The organism is Streptomyces lincolnensis (assembly GCF_021173675.1).
Lineage (GTDB): Bacteria > Actinomycetota > Actinomycetes > Streptomycetales > Streptomycetaceae > Streptomyces > Streptomyces lincolnensis_B.
In genome coordinates, this window is record NZ_JAIHON010000016.1 from 417 (window position 1) to 21,826 (window position 21,410).

Consider the following 21,410-nt stretch of genomic DNA (forward strand, 5'->3'; position numbering starts at 1 on the left):
CTCGAACACCTCCCGGCGCAGCCCGATGCTCCTCCCTGGGGGGGTGGCGGTCTGTCGGTCCGTCGGCCCTTCGTCCTTGCCAACCGGGTGGGGGGCGCCTGGTTCAAAATCGCGGCCCCCCGCTCCAGGTTGGCAAGGACGAAGGTCCGACGGACCGTCAGACCTCCACCACCACAGGCAGGATCATCGGCCTGCGCCGGTAGGTGTCCGAGACCCACTTGCCGAGGGTGCGCCGCACCAGCTGCTGGAGCTGGTGGGGTTCGACCACGCCGTCCTGGGCCGAGCGCTCCAGCACCTCGGTCACCCTCGGGATGACGTCGGCGAAGGCGGAGTCCTCGATACCCGAGCCGCGGGCCTGGATGTGCGGACCACCGGTGATCTTGCCGGTGGAGGCGTCCATGACCACGAAGACCGAGATGATGCCTTCGTCGCCGAGGATCTTGCGGTCCTTCAGCGCCGGCTCACCGACGTCTCCGACCGAGAGGCCGTCGACGTACACATAACCGGCCTTCACCTTGCCCGAGATCTTGGCCTTGCCCTCGATGAGGTCGACGACGACGCCGTCCTCGGCGATGACGATCCGGTCGTGCGGGACGCCGGTCAGGGCGCCCAGCTCGGCGTTGGCCCGCAGGTGGCGCCATTCGCCGTGGACCGGCATCAAGTTCTTCGGGCGGCAGATGTTGTAGAAGTACAGCAGCTCGCCCGCGGACGCGTGGCCGGAGACATGGACCTTGGCGTTGCCCTTGTGGACGACGTTGGCGCCCCAGCGGGTCAGGCCGTTGATCACGCGGTAGACGGCGTTCTCGTTGCCGGGGATCAGGGAGGACGCCAGGATCACCGTGTCGCCGTTGACGATCCGGATCTGGTGGTCCCGGTTGGCCATCCGGGAGAGGGCGGCCATGGGTTCGCCCTGGGAGCCGGTGCAGACCAGGACGACCTCGTGGTCGGGCAGGTCGTCGAGCGTCTTGACGTCGACCACCAGCCCCGGCGGGACCTTCAGATAGCCCAGGTCGCGCGCGATGCCCATGTTGCGGACCATCGAGCGGCCGACGAAGGCGACCCTGCGGCCGTACTCGTGGGCCGCGTCCAGGATCTGTTGGATGCGGTGGACGTGACTGGCGAAGCTCGCCACGATGATCCGCTTGCGGGCGTTCCCGAAGACCTGACGCAGGACGTTGGAGATGTCCCGCTCGGGCGGAACGAACCCCGGGACCTCGGCGTTCGTCGAGTCGGAGAGGAGGAGGTCGATGCCCTCCTCGCTCAGACGTGCGAACGCGTGCAGGTCCGTGAGGCGGTTGTCCAGCGGCAGCTGGTCCATCTTGAAGTCGCCCGTGTGCACCACCATGCCGGCAGGGGTGCGGATGGCCACGGCCAGGGCGTCCGGGATGGAGTGGTTGACGGCGACGAACTCGCAGTCGAAGGGGCCGACGCGCTCGCGGTTCCCCTCCGACACCTCAAGGGTGTACGGGCGGATCCGGTGCTCCTGGAGCTTGGCCTCGATCAGGGCGAGGGTCAGCTTGGAGCCGATCAGCGGGATGTCCGGCTTCTCGCGAAGGAGGAAGGGGACACCGCCGATGTGGTCCTCGTGGCCGTGGGTGAGGACGATGCCCTCGATGTCGTCGAGACGGTCCCTGATGGACGAGAAGTCCGGCAGGATCAGATCGATGCCGGGCTGCTCCTCCTCGGGGAAGAGCACGCCGCAGTCGACGATCAGTAGCCGGCCTCCGTACTCGAAGACCGTCATGTTTCGGCCGATTTCGCCGAGACCGCCGAGCGGGGTGACCCGGAGGCCGCCCTGGGGCAGCGGCGGGGGCGAGCCGAGTTCAGGATGCGGATGACTCAAAAGACTCTCCTCACCACACGCGCCACGTACCGGTGGGCACGTGGCGCGCATGACGTTCGTGCAGAAGCAGTTGTCGTTGTGGACGCAGGCACCGGTGGCCTGCTTATTCAGTTGTGAAGTCTGGTTGCGCGACGCGGCGCGCGAAGTCAGTTGCTAGAGCTGTACCCCGCCTGCGGCAAGATCGATCTTGAGCTGCTCGACCTCTTCCGGCGCGAGCTCGACCATGGGGGCGCGCAGCGGTCCGGAGGGCAACCCCTGGAGGGCGAGCGCGGCCTTGGTGGTCATGACGCCCTGGGTGCGGAACATGCCGGTGTAGACCGGGAGCAGCTTCTGGTGGATCTCCGCGGCCTTCTGGACGTCGCCGGAGACGAAGGCCTCGACGAGAGCGCGCAGGTCGGGAGTGACGACGTGGCCGACCACCGACACGAAGCCGACCGCGCCCACGGAGAGCAGCGGCAGGTTCAGCATGTCGTCGCCGGAGTACCAGGCGAGGCCGGAGCGGGCGATGGCCCAGCTGGCACGCCCGAGGTCACCCTTGGCGTCCTTGTTGGCGACGATCCGCGGGTGCTCCGCAAGGCGGACGAGGGTCTCGGTGTTGATCGGGACGCCGCTGCGACCGGGAATGTCGTAGAGCATGACCGGCAGCTCGGTGGCGTCGGCGATCGCCGTGAAGTGTCGGTAGAGGCCCTCCTGCGGGGGCTTGTTGTAGTACGGCGTGACGACCAGGAGTCCGTGCGCGCCCACCTGCTCGGCCGCTCGGGCGAGCTCGATGCTGTGGTGGGTGTCGTTGGTGCCGACTCCGGCGACGACATGGGCGCGGTCGCCGACGGCCTCCAGGACGGCTCGTACGAGATCCGATTTCTCCGCGTCACTGGTCGTGGGCGACTCGCCGGTGGTCCCGTTGATGATCAGGCCGTCGTTGCCTGCGTCCACCAGGTGGGTGGCGAGCCGCTGCGCGCCGTCGAGGTCGAGTGCGCCGTCCGCCGTGAAGGGCGTGACCATGGCGGTGAGGACCCGCCCGAAGGGGGTCTGCGGAGTCGAGGTCGGAGCCATGGGTTACACGCTACTCGTTGCTCACGGCGGGGTCTGCCCTAGGGGGCTGGGGAAAAGTCATGACAAAGGTGGAGCCCGGCACTGCCTGCTCGGGGGTTCAAGCAGTGCCGGGTCCGTTTGATCAGGCTAGATGAACTTCGCTAAATGCCGCAATACGGACACTTCGTGAGGCTGAACCGCACATCTGTGCCTGGTGGGAGAACGAGGGTGCGTTACGGCGCCACACGGCCGTTCGCATTGAAGGCGGCGTAGGTGAGCGGCATGAGCTTGGCCCACTCGGCCTCCATCTTCTCGCCCACCATCTCGATCTCCCGCTGCGGGAAGGACGGAACCGTCGCCAGCTCGTGCTGGGTGCGCAGTCCGAGGAAGTGCATCAGCGAGCGGGCGTTGCAGGTGGCGTACATCGAGGAGAACAGGCCGACGGGGAGGACCGCGCGGGCGACCTCGCGGGCGACGCCGGCGGCGAGCATCTCCTGGTAGGCGTCGTAGGCCTGGCGGTAGGAGTCCTCCATGGTGCGGGCGACCAGCTCCTGCTGGGCCTCGGTGCCGTCGACGAAGACGTACTTGCCGGGGCGGCCCTCCTGGACCAGCTTGCGGTCCGCGCCGGGGATGTAGAAGACCGGCTCGAGCTCCCGGTAGCGGCCGGACTCCTCGTTGTACGACCAGCCCACGCGGTGCCGCATGAACTCGCGGAAGACGAAGATCGGGGCGCTGATGAAGAAGGTCATCGAGTTGTGCTCGAAGGGGCTGCCGTGCCGGTCCCGCATCAGGTAGTTGATCAGGCCCTTGGAGCGCTCCGGATCCTTCTTCAGCTCGTCCAGGGACTGCTCTCCGGCGGTGGAGACACGAGCGGCCCACAGCACGTCGGAGTCGGCCGCGCTGTGCTTGACCAGCTCGACGGTGACGTCACTGCGGAAGCTGGGCTTGAGGTCGTCGGCGGGGGTGTCGGTCACGGCTCGGAGGGTCCTTCCATCACGTCTCTCGGGCGGCGCCCACTCTACGGGCCGCCACTGACATCGGGGCGTTCGGTGCCGGTCCGCAACTTTTTCGGCGAACTTCTGTGAATTCGGGGCAAGCGGGCACCATTTGTGGCACTCGCTCGTCTGTGTTGGTGACACCGTTTCGTTCGAGTCCAGAGAGGAGCAGGACCTCTGATGTTCCGCAGGCGTGAACCCGTGCCGTTCGCCTTCCTCGCCGAAGCCGACAGGTTCCGCAGCAATGTCACTCCCCCGCCCCGCGAGCGGGCGTCCCTCGGCCAGATAGCCGGGCGCTGGCTCATGGGGCTCACGATCGTCGCCGGACTGGCGGGATCCCTGGTCCTCGGGATGCCGGCGCTCTCCCAGGACCAGCCGTCCGCGGGTGCCGAGCAGTCCCAGGCGTCCCAGGGGCGCTGAGCCGAGGCTGACTCATCCGGCCCCCCGAGGGTGGTGAGCGGGGACACAGGTGGATAACCTCACCGGGCACAGCCCGTGTGGATCGAGTGAGGACCAGCCGTGCCCCTGCCCTTCCTGACCGCCGATCGCGCATTCGAGGCGGCCGAGGACGTCGCGCTTCCGTTCGACGACCGTGACCGCTGGCGGCGCCCCTACCGGCCCGGCCCGTGGCGCGTCGGCGTGGCGGCGATTCTTCTGCTGCTCGCGTCGTACGTGCTCTTCGCGGCGGTCATCATCGCGTTGACCGGTTCGGTGTCCGAGGCCGGTGTGGTCCTCGGCATCGCGGCCGTCGTCATCGCCGGTGCCCTGCGACTGCTGCGGGTGGGGGTGTGGGTGAGCGCCGGCGGTCTGCGCCAGGTGGGCTTCCTCCGCACGCGTACGGTGCCGTGGGACCGGATCGTGGCCGTCCGGACGGTCCAGCAGCCGGTGCGCTGGTTGGGGCTGCCCCGCACGGTTCAGGGACAGGCCCTGCTGCTCGTAGGCCGGGATCGTGCGCCCGAGGACACCCCGGTGCTGATGACCACGCACAACGCGGACTTCCTGGCGCGGGCCGGTTCCTTCGACCGGGCGGCGGACTCCGTGGAGGCCTGGGCGGACGAGTACGGGCGGGCCTGACGCCGGACGACCACGGCGAAGGGGCCGGTCCGCGGCTGCTGCGGACCGGCCCCTTCGTCGTACGGCGGGAGCCGGGCGGGAAGCGACGGCTCAGGTTCTGACGGACCTGCCGTCGTGCAGGGCGATGGCCCGCTGCATCGCCTTGCGCGCGCGTGGGGTGTCGCGGGCGTCGTGGTAGGCGATGGCGAGGCGGAACCAGCTGCGCCAGTCGTCGGGGGACGCCTCCGTCTCGGCCTTGCGTTTGGTGAAGACCTCGTCGGCCGAGTCGCGATCGATGCGGCCGCCCGGGGTGCGCTTCAACTCGTCGACGGGCAGGCCGCCTTCGGCGTCCAGCTCGGCGGCGAGGGCGTTGGCCCTGCGGACGAACTGGGTGTTCTTCCAGAGGAACCACAGGCCGATGACCGGCAGGACCAGGACGGCGACACCGAAGGTGACGGTCACGATCGTGCCGGACTGTATGAGCATGACGCCGCGGCTGCCGACCAGGACGAAGTAGAAGACCAGGACGGCGGCCGTGACGGCGTAGGTGAGCTTCGCGCGCATGACGTCAGGAGCTCAGTTCAGGTCCAGGAAGTGTTCCAGGCCGAAGGTCAGACCCGGAGTGGTCACCACGCGGCGGGCGCCGAGCAGGATGCCCGGCATGAAGCTGCTGTGGTGGAGGGAGTCGTGGCGGATGGTGAGGGTCTCGCCCTCGCCGCCCAGCAGCACCTCCTGGTGGGCCAGCAGACCGCGCAGACGGACGGAGTGGACCGGGATCCCGTCGACGTCCGCGCCTCGCGCGCCGTCCAGGGCCGTCTCCGTGGCGTCCGGTGCCGGGGTCGTGCCCGCCTCGCGCCGCGCCTCGGCGATGAGCTGGGCCGTGCGCGTGGCGGTGCCGGAGGGGGCGTCGACCTTCTTCGGGTGGTGCAGCTCGACGACCTCCACCGACTCGAAGTAGGGCGCGGCGATCTGCGCGAACTTCATGTTCAGTACGGCGCCGATGGAGAAGTTGGGCGCGATGAGGACGCCCGTCTCCGGGGAGGCCGCCAGCCAGCCGTTCAGCTGTGCGAGGCGTTCGTCGGTCCAGCCCGTGGTGCCCACGACGGCGTGGATGCCGTGGCCGAGGCAGTACTCGAGGTTGGCCATCACCGAGTCCGGCGTGGTCAGTTCGACGGCGACCTGGGCGCCGGTCTCGGCCAGGGTCTCCAGCTTGTCGGCCCGGCCCAGGGCGGCGACCAGTTCCATGTCCTCGGCGGCCTCGACCGCCCTCACCGCCTCGGAACCGATCCGGCCCTTCGCGCCGAGGACCGCCACGCGCAGCTTGCTCATCTTCTTGCTTCCTTAACCGAGGGTGGACTTAGGAGACGGCTTCGTGCAGACGGGAGGCCTGTTTGTCCTTCAGGGGGCCGATGACCGCCAGCGAGGGCCGCCGCCCCAGGATCTCGCGGGCGACGGAACGGACGTCGTCCGGGGTGACCGAGGCGATCCGGGCCAGCATGTCGTCGACCGACATCTGCTCGCCCCAGCACAGCTCGCTCTTGCCGATGCGGTTCATCAGCGCGCCGGTGTCCTCCAGGCCCAGGACGGTGGAGCCCTGGAGCTGGCCGACGGCCCGGCCGAGCTCGTCGTCGGAGAGGCCGTGCTCGGCGACGTGGTCGAGTTCGTCGCGGCAGATCTTCAGCACGTCGTGGACCTGCGAGGGCCGGCAGCCCGCGTACACGCCGAACAGGCCGCAGTCGGCGAAGCCGGAGGTGTACGAGTAGACGCTGTACGCCAGGCCGCGCTTCTCGCGGACCTCCTGGAACAGGCGGGAGGACATGCCGCCGCCCAGGGCGGTGTTCAGGACGCCCAGGGCCCAGCGGCGCTCGTCGGCGCGGGCCAGGCCCGGCATGCCGAGGACGACGTGGGCCTGCTCGGTCTTGCGGTCGATCAGCTCGACGCGGCCGGCCGCGCGCAGGGTGCGCTGTCCGTCGCGCGGCCCGATGGGCGTCGCGTCGGGGTTCTTGAGGCTGCCCGCCTTCTCGAAGGCCGCGCGGACCTGTCGTACGACCTTGTTGTGATCGATGTTGCCGGCGGCCGCGACCACGAGGTGGGTCGGGTCGTAGTGCTTCTTGTAGAAGCGGCGTATGCGGTCGGCGGTGAGGGCGTTGACGGTGTCGACCGTGCCGAGGACCGGGCGGCCGAGGGGGTTGTCGCCGAACATGGTGCGCGCGAACAGGTCGTGCACGCAGTCGCCCGGGTCGTCCTCGGTCATGGCGATCTCTTCGAGGATCGCGCCGCGCTCGACGTTGACGTCCTCTTCGAGGATGAGCGAGCCGGTGAGCATGTCACAGACGACGTCGATGGCGAGCGGCAGGTCGGTGTCGAGCACGCGCGCGTAGTAGCACGTGTACTCCTTGGCCGTGAACGCGTTCATCTCGCCGCCGACGGCGTCGATCGCGGAGGAGATGTCCAGCGCGCTGCGCTTCGACGTGCCCTTGAAGAGCAGGTGCTCCAGGTAGTGCGTGGCGCCGTTCAGGGACGGCGTCTCGTCGCGGGAGCCGACGTGGGCCCAGATGCCGAAGGTGGCGGAGCGGACCGAGGGGAGGGTCTCGGTGACGATGCGCAGGCCGCCGGGGAGGGTGGTCTTGCGGACCACGCCGATGCCGTTGGTGCCCTTGATGAGGGTTTGGGTACGGGCGACGGCCCGCGCCTCCGAGGAGGTGCGGGCCGTCGCCGTCGAGCTGGTCGACGTCACTTGTCGGTGTCGTCCTTCTTTTCGTCCTCGGAGCCCTCTTCACCCTCGATGACCGGGATGAGGGAGAGCTTGCCGCGGGAGTCGATCTCGGCGATCTCGACCTGGACCTTCTGGCCCACACCGAGAACGTCCTCGACGTTCTCCACGCGCTTGCCGCCGGCCAGCTTGCGGATCTGCGAGATGTGCAGCAGACCGTCCTTGCCGGGGAGGAGGGAGACGAAGGCGCCGAACGTCGTCGTCTTCACGACCGTGCCCAGGTAGCGCTCGCCGACCTCGGGCATCGTCGGGTTCGCGATGCCGTTGATCGTCGTCCGCGCGGCCTCGGCGGAGGGGCCGTCGGCGGCACCGATGTAGATGGTGCCGTCGTCCTCGATGGTGATCTCGGCGCCGGTGTCCTCCTGGATCTGGTTGATCATCTTGCCCTTGGGGCCGATGACCTCACCGATCTTGTCCACGGGGATCTTGACGGTGATGATCCGCGGGGCGTTCGGGGACATCTCGTCCGGCGTGTCGATCGCTTCCATCATCACGTCGAGGATGTGGAGGCGGGCGTCACGGGCCTGCTTGAGAGCGGCGGCCAGGACGGAGGCCGGGATGCCGTCCAGCTTGGTGTCGAGCTGGAGGGCGGTCACGAACTCCTTGGTACCGGCGACCTTGAAGTCCATGTCGCCGAAGGCGTCCTCCGCACCGAGGATGTCGGTGAGGGTGACGTAGTGCGTCTCGCCCTCGATCTCCTGGGAGATCAGGCCCATGGCGATACCGGCGACGGGGGCCTTCAGCGGCACACCGGCGTTCAGCAGCGACATGGTGGAGGCGCAGACCGAGCCCATGGACGTCGAGCCGTTGGAGCTCAGCGCCTCGGAGACCTGGCGGATCGCGTAGGGGAACTCCTCGCGGGCCGGCAGGACCGGCACCAGGGCGCGCTCGGCGAGGGCGCCGTGGCCGATCTCGCGGCGCTTCGGGGAGCCGACGCGGCCGGTCTCGCCGGTGGAGTACGGCGGGAAGTTGTAGTTGTGCATGTAGCGCTTGCGGGTCACCGGGGAGAGGGTGTCCAGCTGCTGCTCCATGCGGAGCATGTTGAGGGTGGTGACGCCCAGGATCTGGGTCTCGCCACGCTCGAACACCGCGGAACCGTGCACGCGCGGGATGGCCTCGACCTCGGCGGCGAGCGTACGGATGTCCGTCACGCCACGGCCGTCGATGCGCTTCTTCTCCTTGATCACGCGCTCGCGGACCAGCTGCTTGGTGAGCGAGCGGTACGCGGCGGAGATCTCCTTCTCGCGGCCTTCGAACTGCGGGATCAGCTTCTCGGCGGCGAGCGCCTTGACGCGGTCCAGCTCGGTCTCGCGCTCCTGCTTGCCGGCGATGGTGAGCGCCTGGGCCAGCTCGTCCTTGACGGCGGCCGTGAGGGCCTCCAGGACGTCGTCCTGGTAGTCGAGGAAGATCGGGAACTCGGCGGTCGGCTTGGCGGCCTTCGCGGCGAGGTCGGCCTGGGCCTTGCACAGCACCTTGATGAAGGGCTTCGCGGCGTCCAGACCGGCGGCGACGACCTCCTCGGTCGGCGCCTCGGCACCGCCCTTGACCAGCTGGATGGTCTTCTCGGTGGCCTCGGCCTCGACCATCATGATCGCGACGTCGCCGTCCTCCAGGGTGCGGCCCGCGACGACCATGTCGAAGACGGCGTCCTCGAGCTCGGAGTGCGTCGGGAAGGCCACCCACTGGCCGTTGATCAGCGCGACGCGGACGCCGCCGATCGGGCCGGAGAAGGGCAGGCCGGCCAGCTGCGTGGACGCGGAGGCGGCGTTGATCGCCACGACGTCGTACAGGTGGTCGGGGTTGAGCGCCATGATCGTGGCGACGACCTGGATCTCGTTGCGCAGGCCCTTCTTGAAGGACGGGCGCAGCGGGCGGTCGATCAGACGGCAGGTGAGGATGGCGTCCTCGGAGGGACGGCCCTCACGGCGGAAGAAGCTGCCGGGGATCTTGCCGGCGGCGTACATCCGCTCCTCGACGTCCACCGTGAGGGGGAAGAAGTCGAGCTGGTCCTTGGGGTTCTTGGAGGCGGTGGTGGCCGACAGCACCATGGTGTCGTCGTCCAGGTACGCCACGGCGGAGCCGGCGGCCTGCTTGGCCAGGCGGCCCGTCTCGAAACGGATCGTGCGGGTGCCGAAGGAGCCGTTGTCGATGACGGCCTCGGCGTAGTGGGTCTCGTTCTCCACTAGCGTTTTCTCCTCGTCTTCGTCCCTCGGCTGCCCGTGTGGCAGGGGGACGGTTGCGGAGAAGCGCTCCGGGCGGTGCGGGCCGGTCTTCGATCGAAGCCCTCGGGGCTCACTTCCCCCCGGGGGCCACTACCGAGGACCGGCGGCGGCGAGGTGCGCTTCTCCTCGTTCATGTCCTACGTGTTCTGTGTCGTGCGTATTGCGTTGTGCTACCACACTACAAAGCGTGAGTGACACTCCGCACGTTCCCGCACGTACGTCAGTGCTTTCCGTACGTACGGCAAAGGGAGCGGCCCCCGATTCGTTTCGGGAACCGCCCCCTTCACGGCGTCTTACTTCGCGCCCGCCGCACCGCGACGGATGCCGAGGCGGTCGACCAGCGCACGGAAGCGCTGGATGTCCTTCTTCGCCAGGTACTGCAGGAGGCGACGGCGCTGACCGACCAGGATCAGCAGACCACGACGCGAGTGGTGGTCGTGCTTGTGGGTCTTGAGGTGCTCGGTCAGGTCGGAGATCCGGCGCGACAGCATGGCGACCTGGACCTCGGGGGAGCCGGTGTCGCCCTCCTTCTGGCCGAACTCGGTGATGATCTGCTTCTTCGTAGCGGCATCGAGCGGCACGCGTACTCCTCGTAAGTCTGTGGTGAGCCACCGAGTGCCCCCGGTCTTTGTCTCGGGGGAGCTTCCGTTACTCGGGAGGCGGGGATCCGCTGGGCGCTGCCGCCAGAGCGATGGGCTCCGGGGGTGCGTACACAAACGGCCGTCACACAGCGTACCAGGCACTGATGGGGGTCTTCGCCCCGGTCCTCGAAGCCCCCAGGAGGGGCGTGCGGCGCCATTAGGGTGAGCGTCGGATCGTACGGCACGTCCGGAAGGGGTCGCTGCGGCATGGCGGAGACGGCGGAAGAGATCAAGGCACGCAAGGAGCGGGAGAGGGACGAGCTGTACGCCCTCGACATCTCCGGCGTGGAGTGGCGCAGCGCGCCGGGGACCGAGGAGCACGAGGAGCGGGTCGAGATCGCCGACCTGCCCGGCGGAGCGGTGGCCATGCGCTCCTCGCTCGACCCGGACACCGTGCTGCGGTACACGGAGGCGGAGTGGACGGCCTTCGTGCTCGGCGCGCGGGACGGGGAGTTCGACCTGGAGGCGGCACCGCGCAGTGGTGGGGACGTCGAGTAGGCGGGTTCCCGGGAGCAGTCGAGCCGTGCCCCTTCGGCAGGGGCACGGCTCGTGTCGTCTTCGGGTCCGTCGTCTCGTCTGCGGGTCCGTCGTCGCTAGCTGGTCATCGCACGCGCGCGGGCGTACACGTCGAAGACGGCCAGGGACAGCGGGATCAGCGTGAGCAGGACGAAGCTCTCGGCGATCTCCAGGAAGCGGCCCCAGAAGGGGGTGACCCCGCGCTCCGGGGTGACCAGGCCGATCGCGGTCACCAGGGCGGCGGCAGCGCCGATGGCCGCCGCGAGCCAGACGCTGCGGATGTCGAGGGCGGTGGTGTCGCCCAGGAAGGCGTCGCGGACGTAGTCGTGCGGCGGGTTCAGGGCGAGACCGAGGCCGAGGAAGACGAGGGCGGCGAGGCCCGCGGCCAGGGTGGCGCCGACCTGGGCGGTGTAGCGGAACAGGTGGGCGCGCATCAGCATGGCGATGCCGGTGGCGAGGGCCAGCAGCTCCGCCCAGACGTTGTTGGAGAAGCCGAGGACGATCGAGGCGCCCACGGAGACCAGCGCGCAGCCGCCGACGAGGCCGACGAGCAGCTCGTGGCCACGGCGGGCCTGGGCCGCGACGCGCTCGACGTCGATGGTCTCCTGGGGGGCGGGCTCGCCGGTGTCGTAACCGCCGCCGCGGGAGGGGTTCGGCGGTTCGAAGCCGATGGGCAGCCGTGCGAACCGCATGGACAGGCCCGGCAGGAAGGCGAGCGCGACGACGGCGAGCGGCGCGCAGACGGCCGCCGTCTCGATGGGCCGCAGATCCGTGAGGATCGCGATGAAGCTGGTGATCAGGCCGATCGCGGAGGCGAAGACGAAGGCCACGAAGGGGCCGTCGCCGCCGGGCGACACCAGGGTGAGGACGACGGCGGCGACCAGGACCGCCGCGCAGGCGAGCAGGAACTGGAGCCGCCCGATGCCCTCGCCCTGGGACAGCGCCAGCAGTCCGGAACCGCCCACCGCCGCGTTCGGCAGCGCGCCCAGGCCGAGGGCGATGGCGGAGCCGCGGTCGTCGTACACACGCGCCCGTACGCCCGCGATGATCACCAGGAGGAGCGCGGTGACGCCGGCGACGATGCCCTGGAGGCTGTGCATGTCGTGGCGGATCTGGGAGCTCCAGGCCACGAACGCCAGCAGGGCGGGCAGGATGCCGCCCGCGACGAGGCCGGCGGCCCGGGTGAGGTCGCCGTTCCAGAGGGTGCGGTCCTTGGTGACCGCCGCGGCCACCGCCTCGGAGACGTCGTCGAGGACGGCCGGGGGCAGTGACTCGGCGAACGGGCGCAGGGTCAGCAGCTCGCCGTCGAGGATGCGCTGCGCGGCGAACGACCGCGCGCCGTCGAGGACGGTGCCGTCACGGCGTACGAGGTGGTAGCCGACCGGAGCGCCCTCGGCGGGGCTCTGCTGGGACAGGCGCAGGATCTCCGGGTAGAGGTCGGCGACCGGTACGTCGTCCGGGAGCGCCACGTCGATACGACTGTCGGGCGCGACGATGGTGACCCGGCAGAAGCCGAATCCCAAGCCTGCCCCGGAAGGGGCTCCGGTGCCCGATCCGCCGGTCGCGCCGGCCGGCGCGGAGGCCGTCATGCTCACCTGCTGTTCCCCCTCGTCGGTGGTGGGACGGCTCGCGGTGCCGCCGCTCCACGCTTCCGCCCGTAAAGATCCTGTGTAGGTTGTGCCGCGCCACCGCCGCAGCCGGTCCACTGGGGCGTCTCGCCCGGGGGCCGCAGGGAGGTGCTGGGTTCGAACCGTTGCGGATTGCCCGGTTTTCCCGGCACGATTCGCAACTGCTCACGTGTCTCCCCGGCACCCTACCGCCCGCCGGTGTCAGTGGTTGTCAGTAGGATCACGCTTCGCGATCGACGTCCGCCCGACACGGGGCGGCGGACGAAAAATCTCGGTCCGGCAAGGGAATTGGTGCGTAGTGAGCCACATCGTCGTCAAGCGCCCGCCGCGGGCACTGCCGAAGGAAGTGCCCACGGACGAGGTCGTCCTGCAGCCTCCGCCGGAGCTTCCGCGCGGACAGCAGGAGGGCGCGCTGATGCAGCTCCTGCCCATGCTCGGCATGGGCGGTTCCGTGGTGTTCTTCTTCAATCCGCAGGCCCAGCCCTTCATGAAGATCATGGGCATGGTGATGGTGGCGTCCACGATCGCGATGGGCATCGCGATGCTGGTCCGCTACCGCCGTGGCAACCAGGGGCAGTTGGCCGACATCCGCCGCGACTACCTGCGCTATCTGTCGCAGACCCGGCGGCAGGCGCTGGGCACCGCCAAGGTGCAGCGCGATGTGCAGTACTACCTGCATCCTTCGCCGGAGCAACTGTGGGCCCTGGTCGCCGAGGGCAGCCGGGTGTGGGAGCGGCGCGCCGGTGACGAGGACTTCGGGCAGGTGCGCGTCGGTCTCGGCGCGCAGGCCCTGGCAACTCCCCTGGTGCCGCCGGAGACGGCGCCGGTCGAGGAGCTGGAGCCGCTGACCGCGGGCGCCATGCAGCGCTTCCTGGCGACCCACAGCACCCTCGACGACCTGCCGATGGCGGTCTCGCTGCGGGCCTTCTACCACGTGACGATCAGCGGTGAGCCGGGCACGGTGCGCGGCACCGCCCGCGCGGTCACCGCCTCGCTGGCCTCGCTGCACTCCCCGGAGGACCTGGTCATCGCGGTCGCCACCGGACGCGAGTCGATCCCCGAGTGGGAGTGGGCCAAGTGGCTGCCGCACGTGCAGACGCCGGGCCAGACGGACGGCGCGGGCAGCATGCGCCTGATCACCACCGACCCGCTGGAGCTGGAGGAGCGCCTCGCCGGCCGCCTCCAGGGCCGCCCGCGTTTCCACCCCGGCGCTCCGCCGGTCCCCGAGCAGCCGCACGTCGTGATCGTCCTGGACGGCGTCTCCCTGCCGCCCACCTCCCTGCTGGCCAGTCCCGAGGGCATGCAGGGCGTGACGGTCCTGGAGGTCGTACCCGGAGAGCTCACCTACGGGCGCGGCGACCTGTCGGTCGTCGTCCACCCGAAGCAGCTGAGCCTGGAGTCGGCGCACGGCATGATCTACGAGGGGACGCCGGACGTCCTGTCGTACGAGGCCGCCGACGCGCTGGCCCGGCAGCTGGCGCCGCTGCGCATGGGGCTCGGTGGTGACGACGACGAGCCGCTGCTCGCCAACCTGGACTTCACGGACCTGCTGAACCTGGGCGACGCCGGCTCGGTCGACCCGCGGCGCACCTGGCGGCCGCGGTCGCAGTCGGAGCGCCTGCGGGTGCCGATCGGTCTCGGTGAGGACGGCCGGCCCGTCATGCTCGACCTCAAGGAGGCCGCGCAGGAGGGCATGGGCCCGCACGGACTGTGTGTCGGCGCCACCGGTTCCGGCAAGTCGGAGCTGCTGCGCACGCTGGTGCTCGGCCTGGCGGTGACGCACTCCTCCGAGACGCTGAACTTCGTCCTCGCGGACTTCAAGGGTGGCGCGACCTTCGCCGGTATGGCGCAGATGCCGCACGTGGCGGCCGTGATCACCAACCTGGCGGACGACCTCACGCTCGTCGACCGCATGGGCGACTCGATCCGCGGTGAGCTCAACCGCCGCCAGGAGATGCTCCGCGACGCGGGCAACTACGCCAACATCCACGACTACGAGAAGGCGCGCGCGGCCGGCGCCCCGCTCCAGCCGATCCCCTCGCTCGTCCTGGTGATCGACGAGTTCAGCGAGCTGCTGACCGCGAAGCCGGACTTCATCGAGATGTTCGTCCAGATCGGCCGTATCGGCCGTTCGCTGGGCGTGCACCTGCTGCTGGCCTCGCAGCGCCTGGAGGAGGGCCGGCTGCGCGGCCTGGAGACCTACCTGTCGTACCGCATCGGTCTGCGCACCTTCTCCGCGGCCGAGTCGCGCGCCGCGATCGGCGTCCCGGACGCCTACGAGCTTCCGAACGTCCCGGGTTCCGGCATCCTGAAGTTCGGCACCGAGGAGATGGTGCGCTTCAAGGCGGCGTACGTCTCCGGCGTCTACCGCACGGGTTCCCAGCAGACCGCCACGCTCGGCGGACCGCTCCCCGTCGACCGCCGTCCCGTGCTGTTCACGGCCGCCGAGGTTCCCGTGCAGTACGTGCAGATGCCGCAGCAGCGCCAGGAGGAGCCCGAGGCCCGGCAGGACGACGCGCTCGCCGACACCGTGCTGGACGTCATCGTGCGGCGTCTGGAGGCGCAGGGTCCGGCCGCCCACCAGGTGTGGCTGCCCCCGCTGGACAGCCCGCCGTCGCTGGACTCGCTGCTGCCCGGTCTCGCCCCGGTCCAGGGCCGCGGCATGACCCAGCCGGGCTACGAGGGCGCCGGCCGGCTCGTCATCCCGGTCGGTCTCGTCGACAAGCCGTACGAGCAGCGCCGTGACCCGCTGTGGACGGACTTCGGCGGCGCCGCCGGTCACATGCAGATCCTCGGCGGTCCGCAGTCCGGCAAGTCGACGCTGCTGCGCTCGATCGTCGCCTCCTTCGCCCTCACCCACACCCCGCACGAGGTGCAGTTCTACGGCCTGGACTTCGGTGGTGGCGGTCTGTCCTCGGTGGCCGGCCTGCCGCACGTCGGCGGGGTCGCCTCGCGCCTGGACCCCGAGAAGGTCCGGCGTACGATCGCCGAGGTCTACGGCGTCCTGACCCGCCGCGAAGAGTACTTCCGCACCGCGGGCATCCCCTCGATCGCCGAGTTCCGCTCGCGCCGCGCGCGGGGCGACATCTCGGTGACCGACCAGCCCTGGGGCGACGTCTTCCTGCTCATCGACGGCTGGGGCAACTTCCGTACGGACTACGAGGCGTTGGAGCCGCTGGTCCTGGACATCGCCGCGCGCGGCCTGGGGTACGGCATCCACCTGGTCCTCACCGCGTCACGCTCCATGGAGGTGCGCGCGAACCTCAAGGACCACCTGATGAACCGCCTGGAGCTCAGGCTCGGTGACCCGATGGACTCCGAGTTCGACCGCAAGGTGGCCGCCAACGTGCCCACGGGCGTGCCCGGTCGCGGCCAGACCCCGCAGAAGCAGCACTTCATGGCGGCGGTCCCCCGCATCGACGGCCTGTCCTCCGACACGGACCTGGCGGAGGCGACACAGGCACTGGCCTCCGAGGTCTCCCGGCACTGGCAGCTGCCCGGCGCCCCCGAAGTGCGCCTGCTGCCGCGCGAGTTCCCGGCGGCCCAGCTGCCCCCGGGCGACCGGTTCCCGAACCGGGGCATCTCCTTCGGCCTCGACGAGGACAACCTGGAGCCGGTGTTCGTCGACTTCGAGCAGGACCCGTTCTTCCTCATCTTCGGCGAGAGCGAGTCCGGCAAGTCCAACCTGCTGAAGCTGCTCATCAAGCGCCTCACCGAGCGCTACGACGGCAACAGCTGCAAGCTGTTCGTCATCGACAACCGCCGTTCCCTGCTGGGGGTGACTCCCACCTCTCACCTGGCGGAGTACATCCCCATGTCCAACCAGATGCAGCACCACATGGACGCGCTCAAGGACCTGATGGAGCGCCGCACCCCCACGGCGGACGTCACCGCGGAGCAGCTGCGCGACCGCAGCTGGTGGCGCGGACCCACGGTGTACGTGATCATCGACGACTACGACCTCGTCTCCACCTCCAGCGGCAACCCGCTGGCGGGCCTGACCGAGCTGCTCCCCTTCGCCCGCGACGTCGGCGTCCGCTTCATCCTCGCCCGCTCCAGCGCGGGCGCGGGCCGCTCCGGCTACGAGTCCTTCATGCAGCGCATCAAGGAACTCGGCGCCCAGGGTGTGGTCCTGGCCGGTGACCCGAACGAGGGGGACCTGCTGGGCAACGTGCGGCCGCGGCCGATGCCGGCGGGGCGGGGTGTGTTCGTCTCTCGGAAGCGGGGGAAGCCGTTGATTCAGGTGGGGTTGGTGGAGGACGGGAACGTGTGATCTCCGTCTGACACAGGCATTCGGGGCCGTGACCGCTTGGCGGTCACGGCCCCGGTTCGTCTGCCGACGGGGATCGCCCCTCGAGGTCGTCAGAAGATGGGCACTGCGCAGAGCAGGTCGCCGTTCCTGACGAAGACCCTGTTGCCGCCCACCGCGAGCCCATGCTGTTCGGCTTCGGGCAGTTCGTAGGTCCATCCGTCCTCCCCCTCATCGACGGACAAGGCCGCCACTTCGGTCTGGAAGGAGTGGTCGATCACCACTACCCCCGAGCCCTGCGGGAGCAGGTAACTGTCACTGCTGCCACCGACGTTCTGGAAATCCCAGAGCGGCTTGCCACTGCCAGCGGCAAGCCGCTCCGGAAACGCCCCACCGACCGAGTACACGGACGAGCCGAAGACACTCACCGGGCCCCATTCCGCGGGCTTTCTGTACATGTCCTTGGTCGTGCGGGTCCAGATCTTCTTGCCGTCGGTGATCCTCAGCGCGGACAGTGCCTTGCCGTTGACGTACACGACCCCGTTGTGCGCGGCCGGACCCAGTGAGACGTTCTTCCCCTGGTCACGCAGTTCCCAGACGAAGCTGCCGTCGTCGGTCGCCATGGCCAATACATGGCCGTCGTTCGTCACGAGCACCAGACGTCCACTGTCGAGAGCCGTCTTCACCGTGATCCTGCCGCGGTAGCGCGCCGGGATCTGGGCCGTCCAGCGGATCCGGGCGTCGGAGCGTCCCACGCTGCGCAGCCGGTGATCAGCGGTCATGACGTAGACCGCGTCGTCGTCCGCGGCGAGGAGAGCTTTCGCGTCGGCTGCCGCCGTCCACTTCGCCACGCCGGTGGAGGGAACGTACGTACGCAGTACTCCCTTGGCGTCCAGAGCCACGATCAGCCGGTCGGAGAGTGACAGGTAGTGGCCGGGCCCCACGTCTTCCGTCTTCCAGCGCAGCTTCCCGTCCACGACGTTGTACGCGGCGAGACCGCCGTAGAGCCCGATGACGACCACGTCCCTCACGGGCAGGGGAGCGCGCGAGGCCTCGTCCACCGCTACGTCGACACTCCACAGCGCTTTCGGGGACTCCCCGACGATGTAGTCACCGTCGTCAGCCGAGAGCAGTCGTGCCTTCGGTGTCGTCACGGCGGCCGGGATGTCGAACGGATCGTCCTTCTTTTCCTGCTGCCCCGGCCGGCGAAGCAGCCACCAGCCCGTGGTACCGCCCCCTGCCACGAGCACGGTGCCGCCGGCCGCGAAGCCGGTGAGCAGCCGCCGCCTGGTCACGGTCGTGGCCGTACCCGTCGTGGGCGGCGCGGTGAGTTCTCGTATCCGGCGTTCTCGTTCCTGGATGTCCTCCGCCACCGGGCCCCGTCTCCACACCCGATCACCGTTCTTCGGCGCGGCGAAAGCGGTGGCGACCTGCCCCGGGGCGGGCCGTTGAGTGCTGTCCTTGGCCAGGCACGGAGCGATGAGCGTGTGCAGGTGAGGAGGCAGTCCGTCCCAACGCGGCTCACCATGAACGACCTCGTACTGTACGGCTGCCACATGCGTCCCCTCGAACGCGCGACGGCCGGTGGCCGCGTACACGAGGACGGCACCCAGCGAGAACAGGTCGGCCGCGGGAGTCACTCTTCGTCCGAGCACCTGCTCAGGGGCGCCGTACCCGGGCGTGACAGGGATCTGTCCGGTCGTGGTGAGCGTGAGCCCGTGCTCCGGGCGGGCGATGCCGAAGTCGATGACCCTCGGACCGGCCGACGTCAGCACGATGTTCTGCGGCTTGAGGTCGCGGTGGACGAATCCCGCAGCATGGATGTCCGTCAGGGTCCGCGCGATCGATGTGGCCAGGACACGGAGGGCCGCTTCACCGAGCGGCCCGTGTCTTTCGACCGCTTCCTCCAGAGTCGGCCCGGCAAGGAACTCCGTGGCGATCCAGGGGCGGCCTCCCTCGGTCTGCGCGCCCAGTACGGCGGCGACTCCCGGGCTCCTTACCGCCCGGGCCGCGAGTGCCTCACGTACGAAGCGCTGCCCGAGTCCCGAGTCGTGGGCGAGTTCGGGGCGCAGCACCTTCACCGCGGCGACGGTCCCGGCGCCGTCCTGACCGACGTAGACCTTGCCCATGCCGCCTTCGCCCAGCACTCCGAGCAGGCGGTAGGGACCGAGCCGGATGGGGTCGCCCGTGCCCAGGGGTTTCATCGCTGACTGCCTTCTGGTCCGTTCATCAAGAGCCGTTCACCCAAGCGGGAAGGCGGCGAGGAAGTGGCCGCCGAGAGCAATGGTGACCTTGGCCTTCTCGTGGGCGACGAAACGGTCGCCGGTGGTCTTGTAGGAGTCGGCCGGCGTGTGGTAGGCGAGATCGACAGCCCAGAGCGCCGAAGATCGTTTGCTGTACGCGTAGTCGGTGCCGATGACGGGCGCCGCGTTCAGATCGGCTTTCGCTCCACCGTTTCCCTGTTCCTCCCACAGTGCCCGTCCGCTGTCGGAATCGAAGGCGACGAGGCCGTGCCCCTTCTCGACGGCGTACACCACACCGTCCTTGACCGCCGGAAGACCGTAAGTGCGGCCGGGGCGCGCCGTGGTGGAGTCCCACACCTGAGTACCGTCGCTCAGCCGGAGGGCACGCAATCGACCGGAACCCACATAGAGATTCCGGGAGTCGGTCGCCAGCGGCCGCTGCACACGGTCCGGTACCACGCCGTCGAAAGGCCTGTCCCAGCGGACCGTCCCGGTACGGGTGTCGCGCGCGACGATACGGACCTTGCCCGCGTTGGTCTCCTGCAGGCCGACCAGGATGTCGCCCACGACTCGGGCCGAGAGGAAGTGCAGGCGCTCGGACTTGTCGGGTCGTGCCGGCAGTGGCTTGGTCCACAGTCTCTTTCCCGTGCTGATGTCGACGGCGAAGAGGGACCAGGACTGGGACGCGAGGAAGTAGGTGTCGTACTTGCCCCGACCGGCCACCGCGTAGACGACACCGTCGGCCGTGCACAGCACCTGGTTGTAGGAGATGCCCCCGTTGAAGTCGGTGAACTGGGCGAACGGCTCGGCCGCCTTGCCCGAGACGAGGCTGACGGACACGAGGTCCAAGGGAAAACCGCCCGGCTTTCCGGCATTCTGCTGCGAGCCTTCCGGCTCCACCATCCGGACGAGTTGTTCACCGTCCGTCGCGATCTGCCAGTGGCTTTCCATCAGGTCCGACGTCCACGCGATCCTTCCGCTCGCGGCGTCGATTCCGCCCAGCCCTTGACCGGCCACCAACGTGACCAGGCCACCCACAGCGAGCGGCAGTACGGCCGGAACGGTCCCCCACGGGGAATCGGCAACCTGGAGCTGCCAGATCGAGTCGAGCTGCTTCTTCGGCACCTGGCTGTTGCTCGGACCGACGGCGGGCGAGACCTGACTGCCCGAGCCGGACTCGCGGTTCCAGGCCCAGGCACCCGCTCCCGCGGCGGCTGTGCCGAGAACCAGGCCACTGGCCGCCAGCAGCATCCGGCGACGCGGTATCCGCGCGATCGGCGCGGTGGGCGTTTCCGCGGGTTGGTCGGGCGGGGCGGAAAGTCGTTCAGGCGTGGTCAGCCAGACCTCGGCGGACCGACGAGCGATGTCCGCGAGCAACACCGCGGGGACATGATCCGCGAACTCACCTGTTCCGTCATGGAGTTGAGCGGCAAGCTGCGCCGTGGTCGGCCGCCGGAACGGGTTCTTGTCCAGGCACGGGCCGAGGATGGGGACCAGAGACGCGGGAACACCCCTCAGGTCGGGATCGCCGTAACGGACCCGGTAGAGAAGATCCGCGGTCTGTCCGTGACCGAAGGGGGCATGACCGCCGACCGCGAAGACGAGCACCCCGGCAAGCGCGAACACGTCTCCCGCAGAGGTGTGCTCTTCTCCCCCGGCCTGCTCGGGCGACATGAAGGCGGGTGTGCCGACCGCGGCGCCGATCCTGGTGAGGTGCTCGTCACCGATCGCTCGTGCGATGCCGAAGTCGATCACCTTCGGGCCGTAGGCCGTGACCAGGATGTTGGACGGCTTGAGATCCCGGTGCACCACATCGGAGCTGTGCAGTTGGCCGAGCGCTCCGCACAGGGCCGCCCCGAGGGCGCGTACGGAGGCTTCGGGCAGCGGTCCGGCGAGTCGGACCGCTTCGTCGAGGGGCGGTCCGAGCACGTACTCGGTGGCGATCCAGGGGACGTCCGCCTGTGTGTCCGCATCGAGGACCTCGGCTCCGTGTCGCTTTCCGATAACCCTGGCCGCGTCGGCCTCCAGCCGGAACCTGGTGCGGGAACCGGGGTCCGCCGCGAGAGAGGCGTGCATCGTCTTGACGGCGACGGTACGACCGCCGGCGGAACGGGCCAGGTAGACGGTTCCCATTCCGCCGCTGCCGAGGCGGACGATCGGGCGGTACGAGCCGAACTCGTACGGGTCGTCATGAGTGAGGGGAGTTGGCATCCAG

The 21,410-nt window shown here is 69.5% G+C and carries 15 protein-coding genes; 4 read left to right on the plus strand and 11 right to left on the minus strand.

The window, feature by feature from the left end; translation table 11 throughout:
• Positions 1–157: 157 nt before the first annotated feature.
• From K4B79_RS38075 to thyX, 3 genes are all read right to left on the minus strand, one after another.
• Positions 158–1,843, minus strand: a complete 1,686-nt coding sequence (locus K4B79_RS38075; RefSeq protein WP_232031994.1) for a ribonuclease J — start codon at positions 1,841–1,843, stop codon at positions 158–160.
• Between the two features lie 153 nt (positions 1,844–1,996).
• Positions 1,997–2,896 (minus strand): 4-hydroxy-tetrahydrodipicolinate synthase, encoded by a 900-nt coding sequence (gene dapA, locus K4B79_RS38080; RefSeq protein WP_232031995.1) that lies wholly within the window; start codon positions 2,894–2,896, stop codon positions 1,997–1,999.
• A gap of 212 nt (positions 2,897–3,108) precedes the next feature.
• Positions 3,109–3,849: an FAD-dependent thymidylate synthase gene (gene thyX / locus K4B79_RS38085; RefSeq protein ID WP_232031996.1), complete on the minus strand. Its 741-nt coding sequence runs from the start codon at positions 3,847–3,849 to the stop codon at positions 3,109–3,111.
• A 201-nt stretch (positions 3,850–4,050) separates the two neighbouring features.
• On the opposite strand from thyX, the gene K4B79_RS38090 reads away from it, so the two are divergent.
• Positions 4,051–4,290: a hypothetical protein gene (locus K4B79_RS38090; RefSeq protein ID WP_232031997.1), complete on the plus strand. Its 240-nt coding sequence runs from the start codon at positions 4,051–4,053 to the stop codon at positions 4,288–4,290.
• A gap of 99 nt (positions 4,291–4,389) precedes the next feature.
• Positions 4,390–4,944, plus strand: a complete 555-nt coding sequence (locus tag K4B79_RS38095; protein ID WP_232031998.1) for a PH domain-containing protein — start codon at positions 4,390–4,392, stop codon at positions 4,942–4,944.
• Between the two features lie 90 nt (positions 4,945–5,034).
• Here the strand turns inward: K4B79_RS38095 and K4B79_RS38100 are convergent, their stop codons facing one another.
• The 5 genes from K4B79_RS38100 to rpsO form a co-directional block, all read right to left on the minus strand.
• Positions 5,035–5,487 carry a tetratricopeptide repeat protein gene (locus tag K4B79_RS38100; protein ID WP_232031999.1) on the minus strand — a complete coding sequence of 151 codons (453 nt, stop codon included), beginning with the start codon at positions 5,485–5,487 and terminating at the stop codon, positions 5,035–5,037.
• A 12-nt stretch (positions 5,488–5,499) separates the two neighbouring features.
• Positions 5,500–6,252 (minus strand): 4-hydroxy-tetrahydrodipicolinate reductase, encoded by a 753-nt coding sequence (gene dapB / locus K4B79_RS38105; protein ID WP_232032000.1) that lies wholly within the window; start codon positions 6,250–6,252, stop codon positions 5,500–5,502.
• A gap of 28 nt (positions 6,253–6,280) precedes the next feature.
• Positions 6,281–7,660 (minus strand): M16 family metallopeptidase, encoded by a 1,380-nt coding sequence (locus K4B79_RS38110; protein ID WP_232032001.1) that lies wholly within the window; start codon positions 7,658–7,660, stop codon positions 6,281–6,283.
• On the minus strand, positions 7,657–9,879 hold the full coding sequence (locus K4B79_RS38115; RefSeq protein WP_232032002.1) for a polyribonucleotide nucleotidyltransferase: 2,223 nt from the start codon (positions 9,877–9,879) through the stop codon (positions 7,657–7,659). Before K4B79_RS38115 ends, K4B79_RS38110 begins: the two co-directional genes overlap by 4 nt.
• Before the next feature lie 332 nt (positions 9,880–10,211).
• A complete protein-coding gene (rpsO, locus tag K4B79_RS38120) occupies positions 10,212–10,499 on the minus strand; it encodes a 30S ribosomal protein S15 (protein ID WP_003993372.1) in 288 nt (95 codons plus the stop codon).
• Positions 10,500–10,766: 267 nt separating this feature from the next.
• Between rpsO and K4B79_RS38125 the strand changes: the two genes are divergently transcribed.
• A complete protein-coding gene (locus K4B79_RS38125) occupies positions 10,767–11,057 on the plus strand; it encodes a DUF397 domain-containing protein (protein ID WP_232032003.1) in 291 nt (96 codons plus the stop codon).
• 95 nt (positions 11,058–11,152) lie between these two features.
• Here K4B79_RS38125 and eccD read toward each other — a convergent pair whose 3' ends face one another.
• On the minus strand, positions 11,153–12,664 hold the full coding sequence (eccD, locus tag K4B79_RS38130) for a type VII secretion integral membrane protein EccD (RefSeq protein WP_232032004.1): 1,512 nt from the start codon (positions 12,662–12,664) through the stop codon (positions 11,153–11,155).
• Positions 12,665–13,001: 337 nt separating this feature from the next.
• Here eccD and eccCa point away from each other — a divergent pair, with 337 nt between their 5' ends.
• On the plus strand, positions 13,002–16,976 hold the full coding sequence (eccCa, locus tag K4B79_RS38135; protein ID WP_232032005.1) for a type VII secretion protein EccCa: 3,975 nt from the start codon (positions 13,002–13,004) through the stop codon (positions 16,974–16,976).
• Between the two features lie 89 nt (positions 16,977–17,065).
• Here eccCa and K4B79_RS38140 read toward each other — a convergent pair whose 3' ends face one another.
• The gene (locus K4B79_RS38140) at positions 17,066–19,156 is read right to left on the minus strand and encodes a protein kinase domain-containing protein (RefSeq protein ID WP_232032006.1); all 2,091 of its coding nucleotides are present in this window, start codon (positions 19,154–19,156) and stop codon (positions 17,066–17,068) included.
• A gap of 36 nt (positions 19,157–19,192) precedes the next feature.
• Complete coding sequence (locus K4B79_RS38145) at positions 19,193–21,406, minus strand: protein kinase domain-containing protein (RefSeq protein ID WP_232032007.1); 2,214 nt, start codon at positions 21,404–21,406, stop codon at positions 19,193–19,195.
• Positions 21,407–21,410 lie beyond the last annotated feature (4 nt).

Bases quoted from the DNA above. Each gene is read 5' to 3' on its own strand.
- K4B79_RS38145 (WP_232032007.1), bottom strand. From the start codon at position 21,406: ATGCCAACTCCCCTCACTCATGACGACCCGTACGAGTTCGGCTCGTAC.
- K4B79_RS38140 (WP_232032006.1), bottom strand. From the start codon at position 19,156: ATGAAACCCCTGGGCACGGGCGACCCCATCCGGCTCGGTCCCTACCGC.
- K4B79_RS38090 (WP_232031997.1), top strand. From the start codon at position 4,051: ATGTTCCGCAGGCGTGAACCCGTGCCGTTCGCCTTCCTCGCCGAAGCC.
- K4B79_RS38100 (WP_232031999.1), bottom strand. From the start codon at position 5,487: ATGCGCGCGAAGCTCACCTACGCCGTCACGGCCGCCGTCCTGGTCTTC.
- K4B79_RS38125 (WP_232032003.1), top strand. From the start codon at position 10,767: ATGGCGGAGACGGCGGAAGAGATCAAGGCACGCAAGGAGCGGGAGAGG.
- eccD (WP_232032004.1), bottom strand. From the start codon at position 12,664: ATGACGGCCTCCGCGCCGGCCGGCGCGACCGGCGGATCGGGCACCGGA.
- dapA (WP_232031995.1), bottom strand. From the start codon at position 2,896: ATGGCTCCGACCTCGACTCCGCAGACCCCCTTCGGGCGGGTCCTCACC.
- dapB (WP_232032000.1), bottom strand. From the start codon at position 6,252: ATGAGCAAGCTGCGCGTGGCGGTCCTCGGCGCGAAGGGCCGGATCGGT.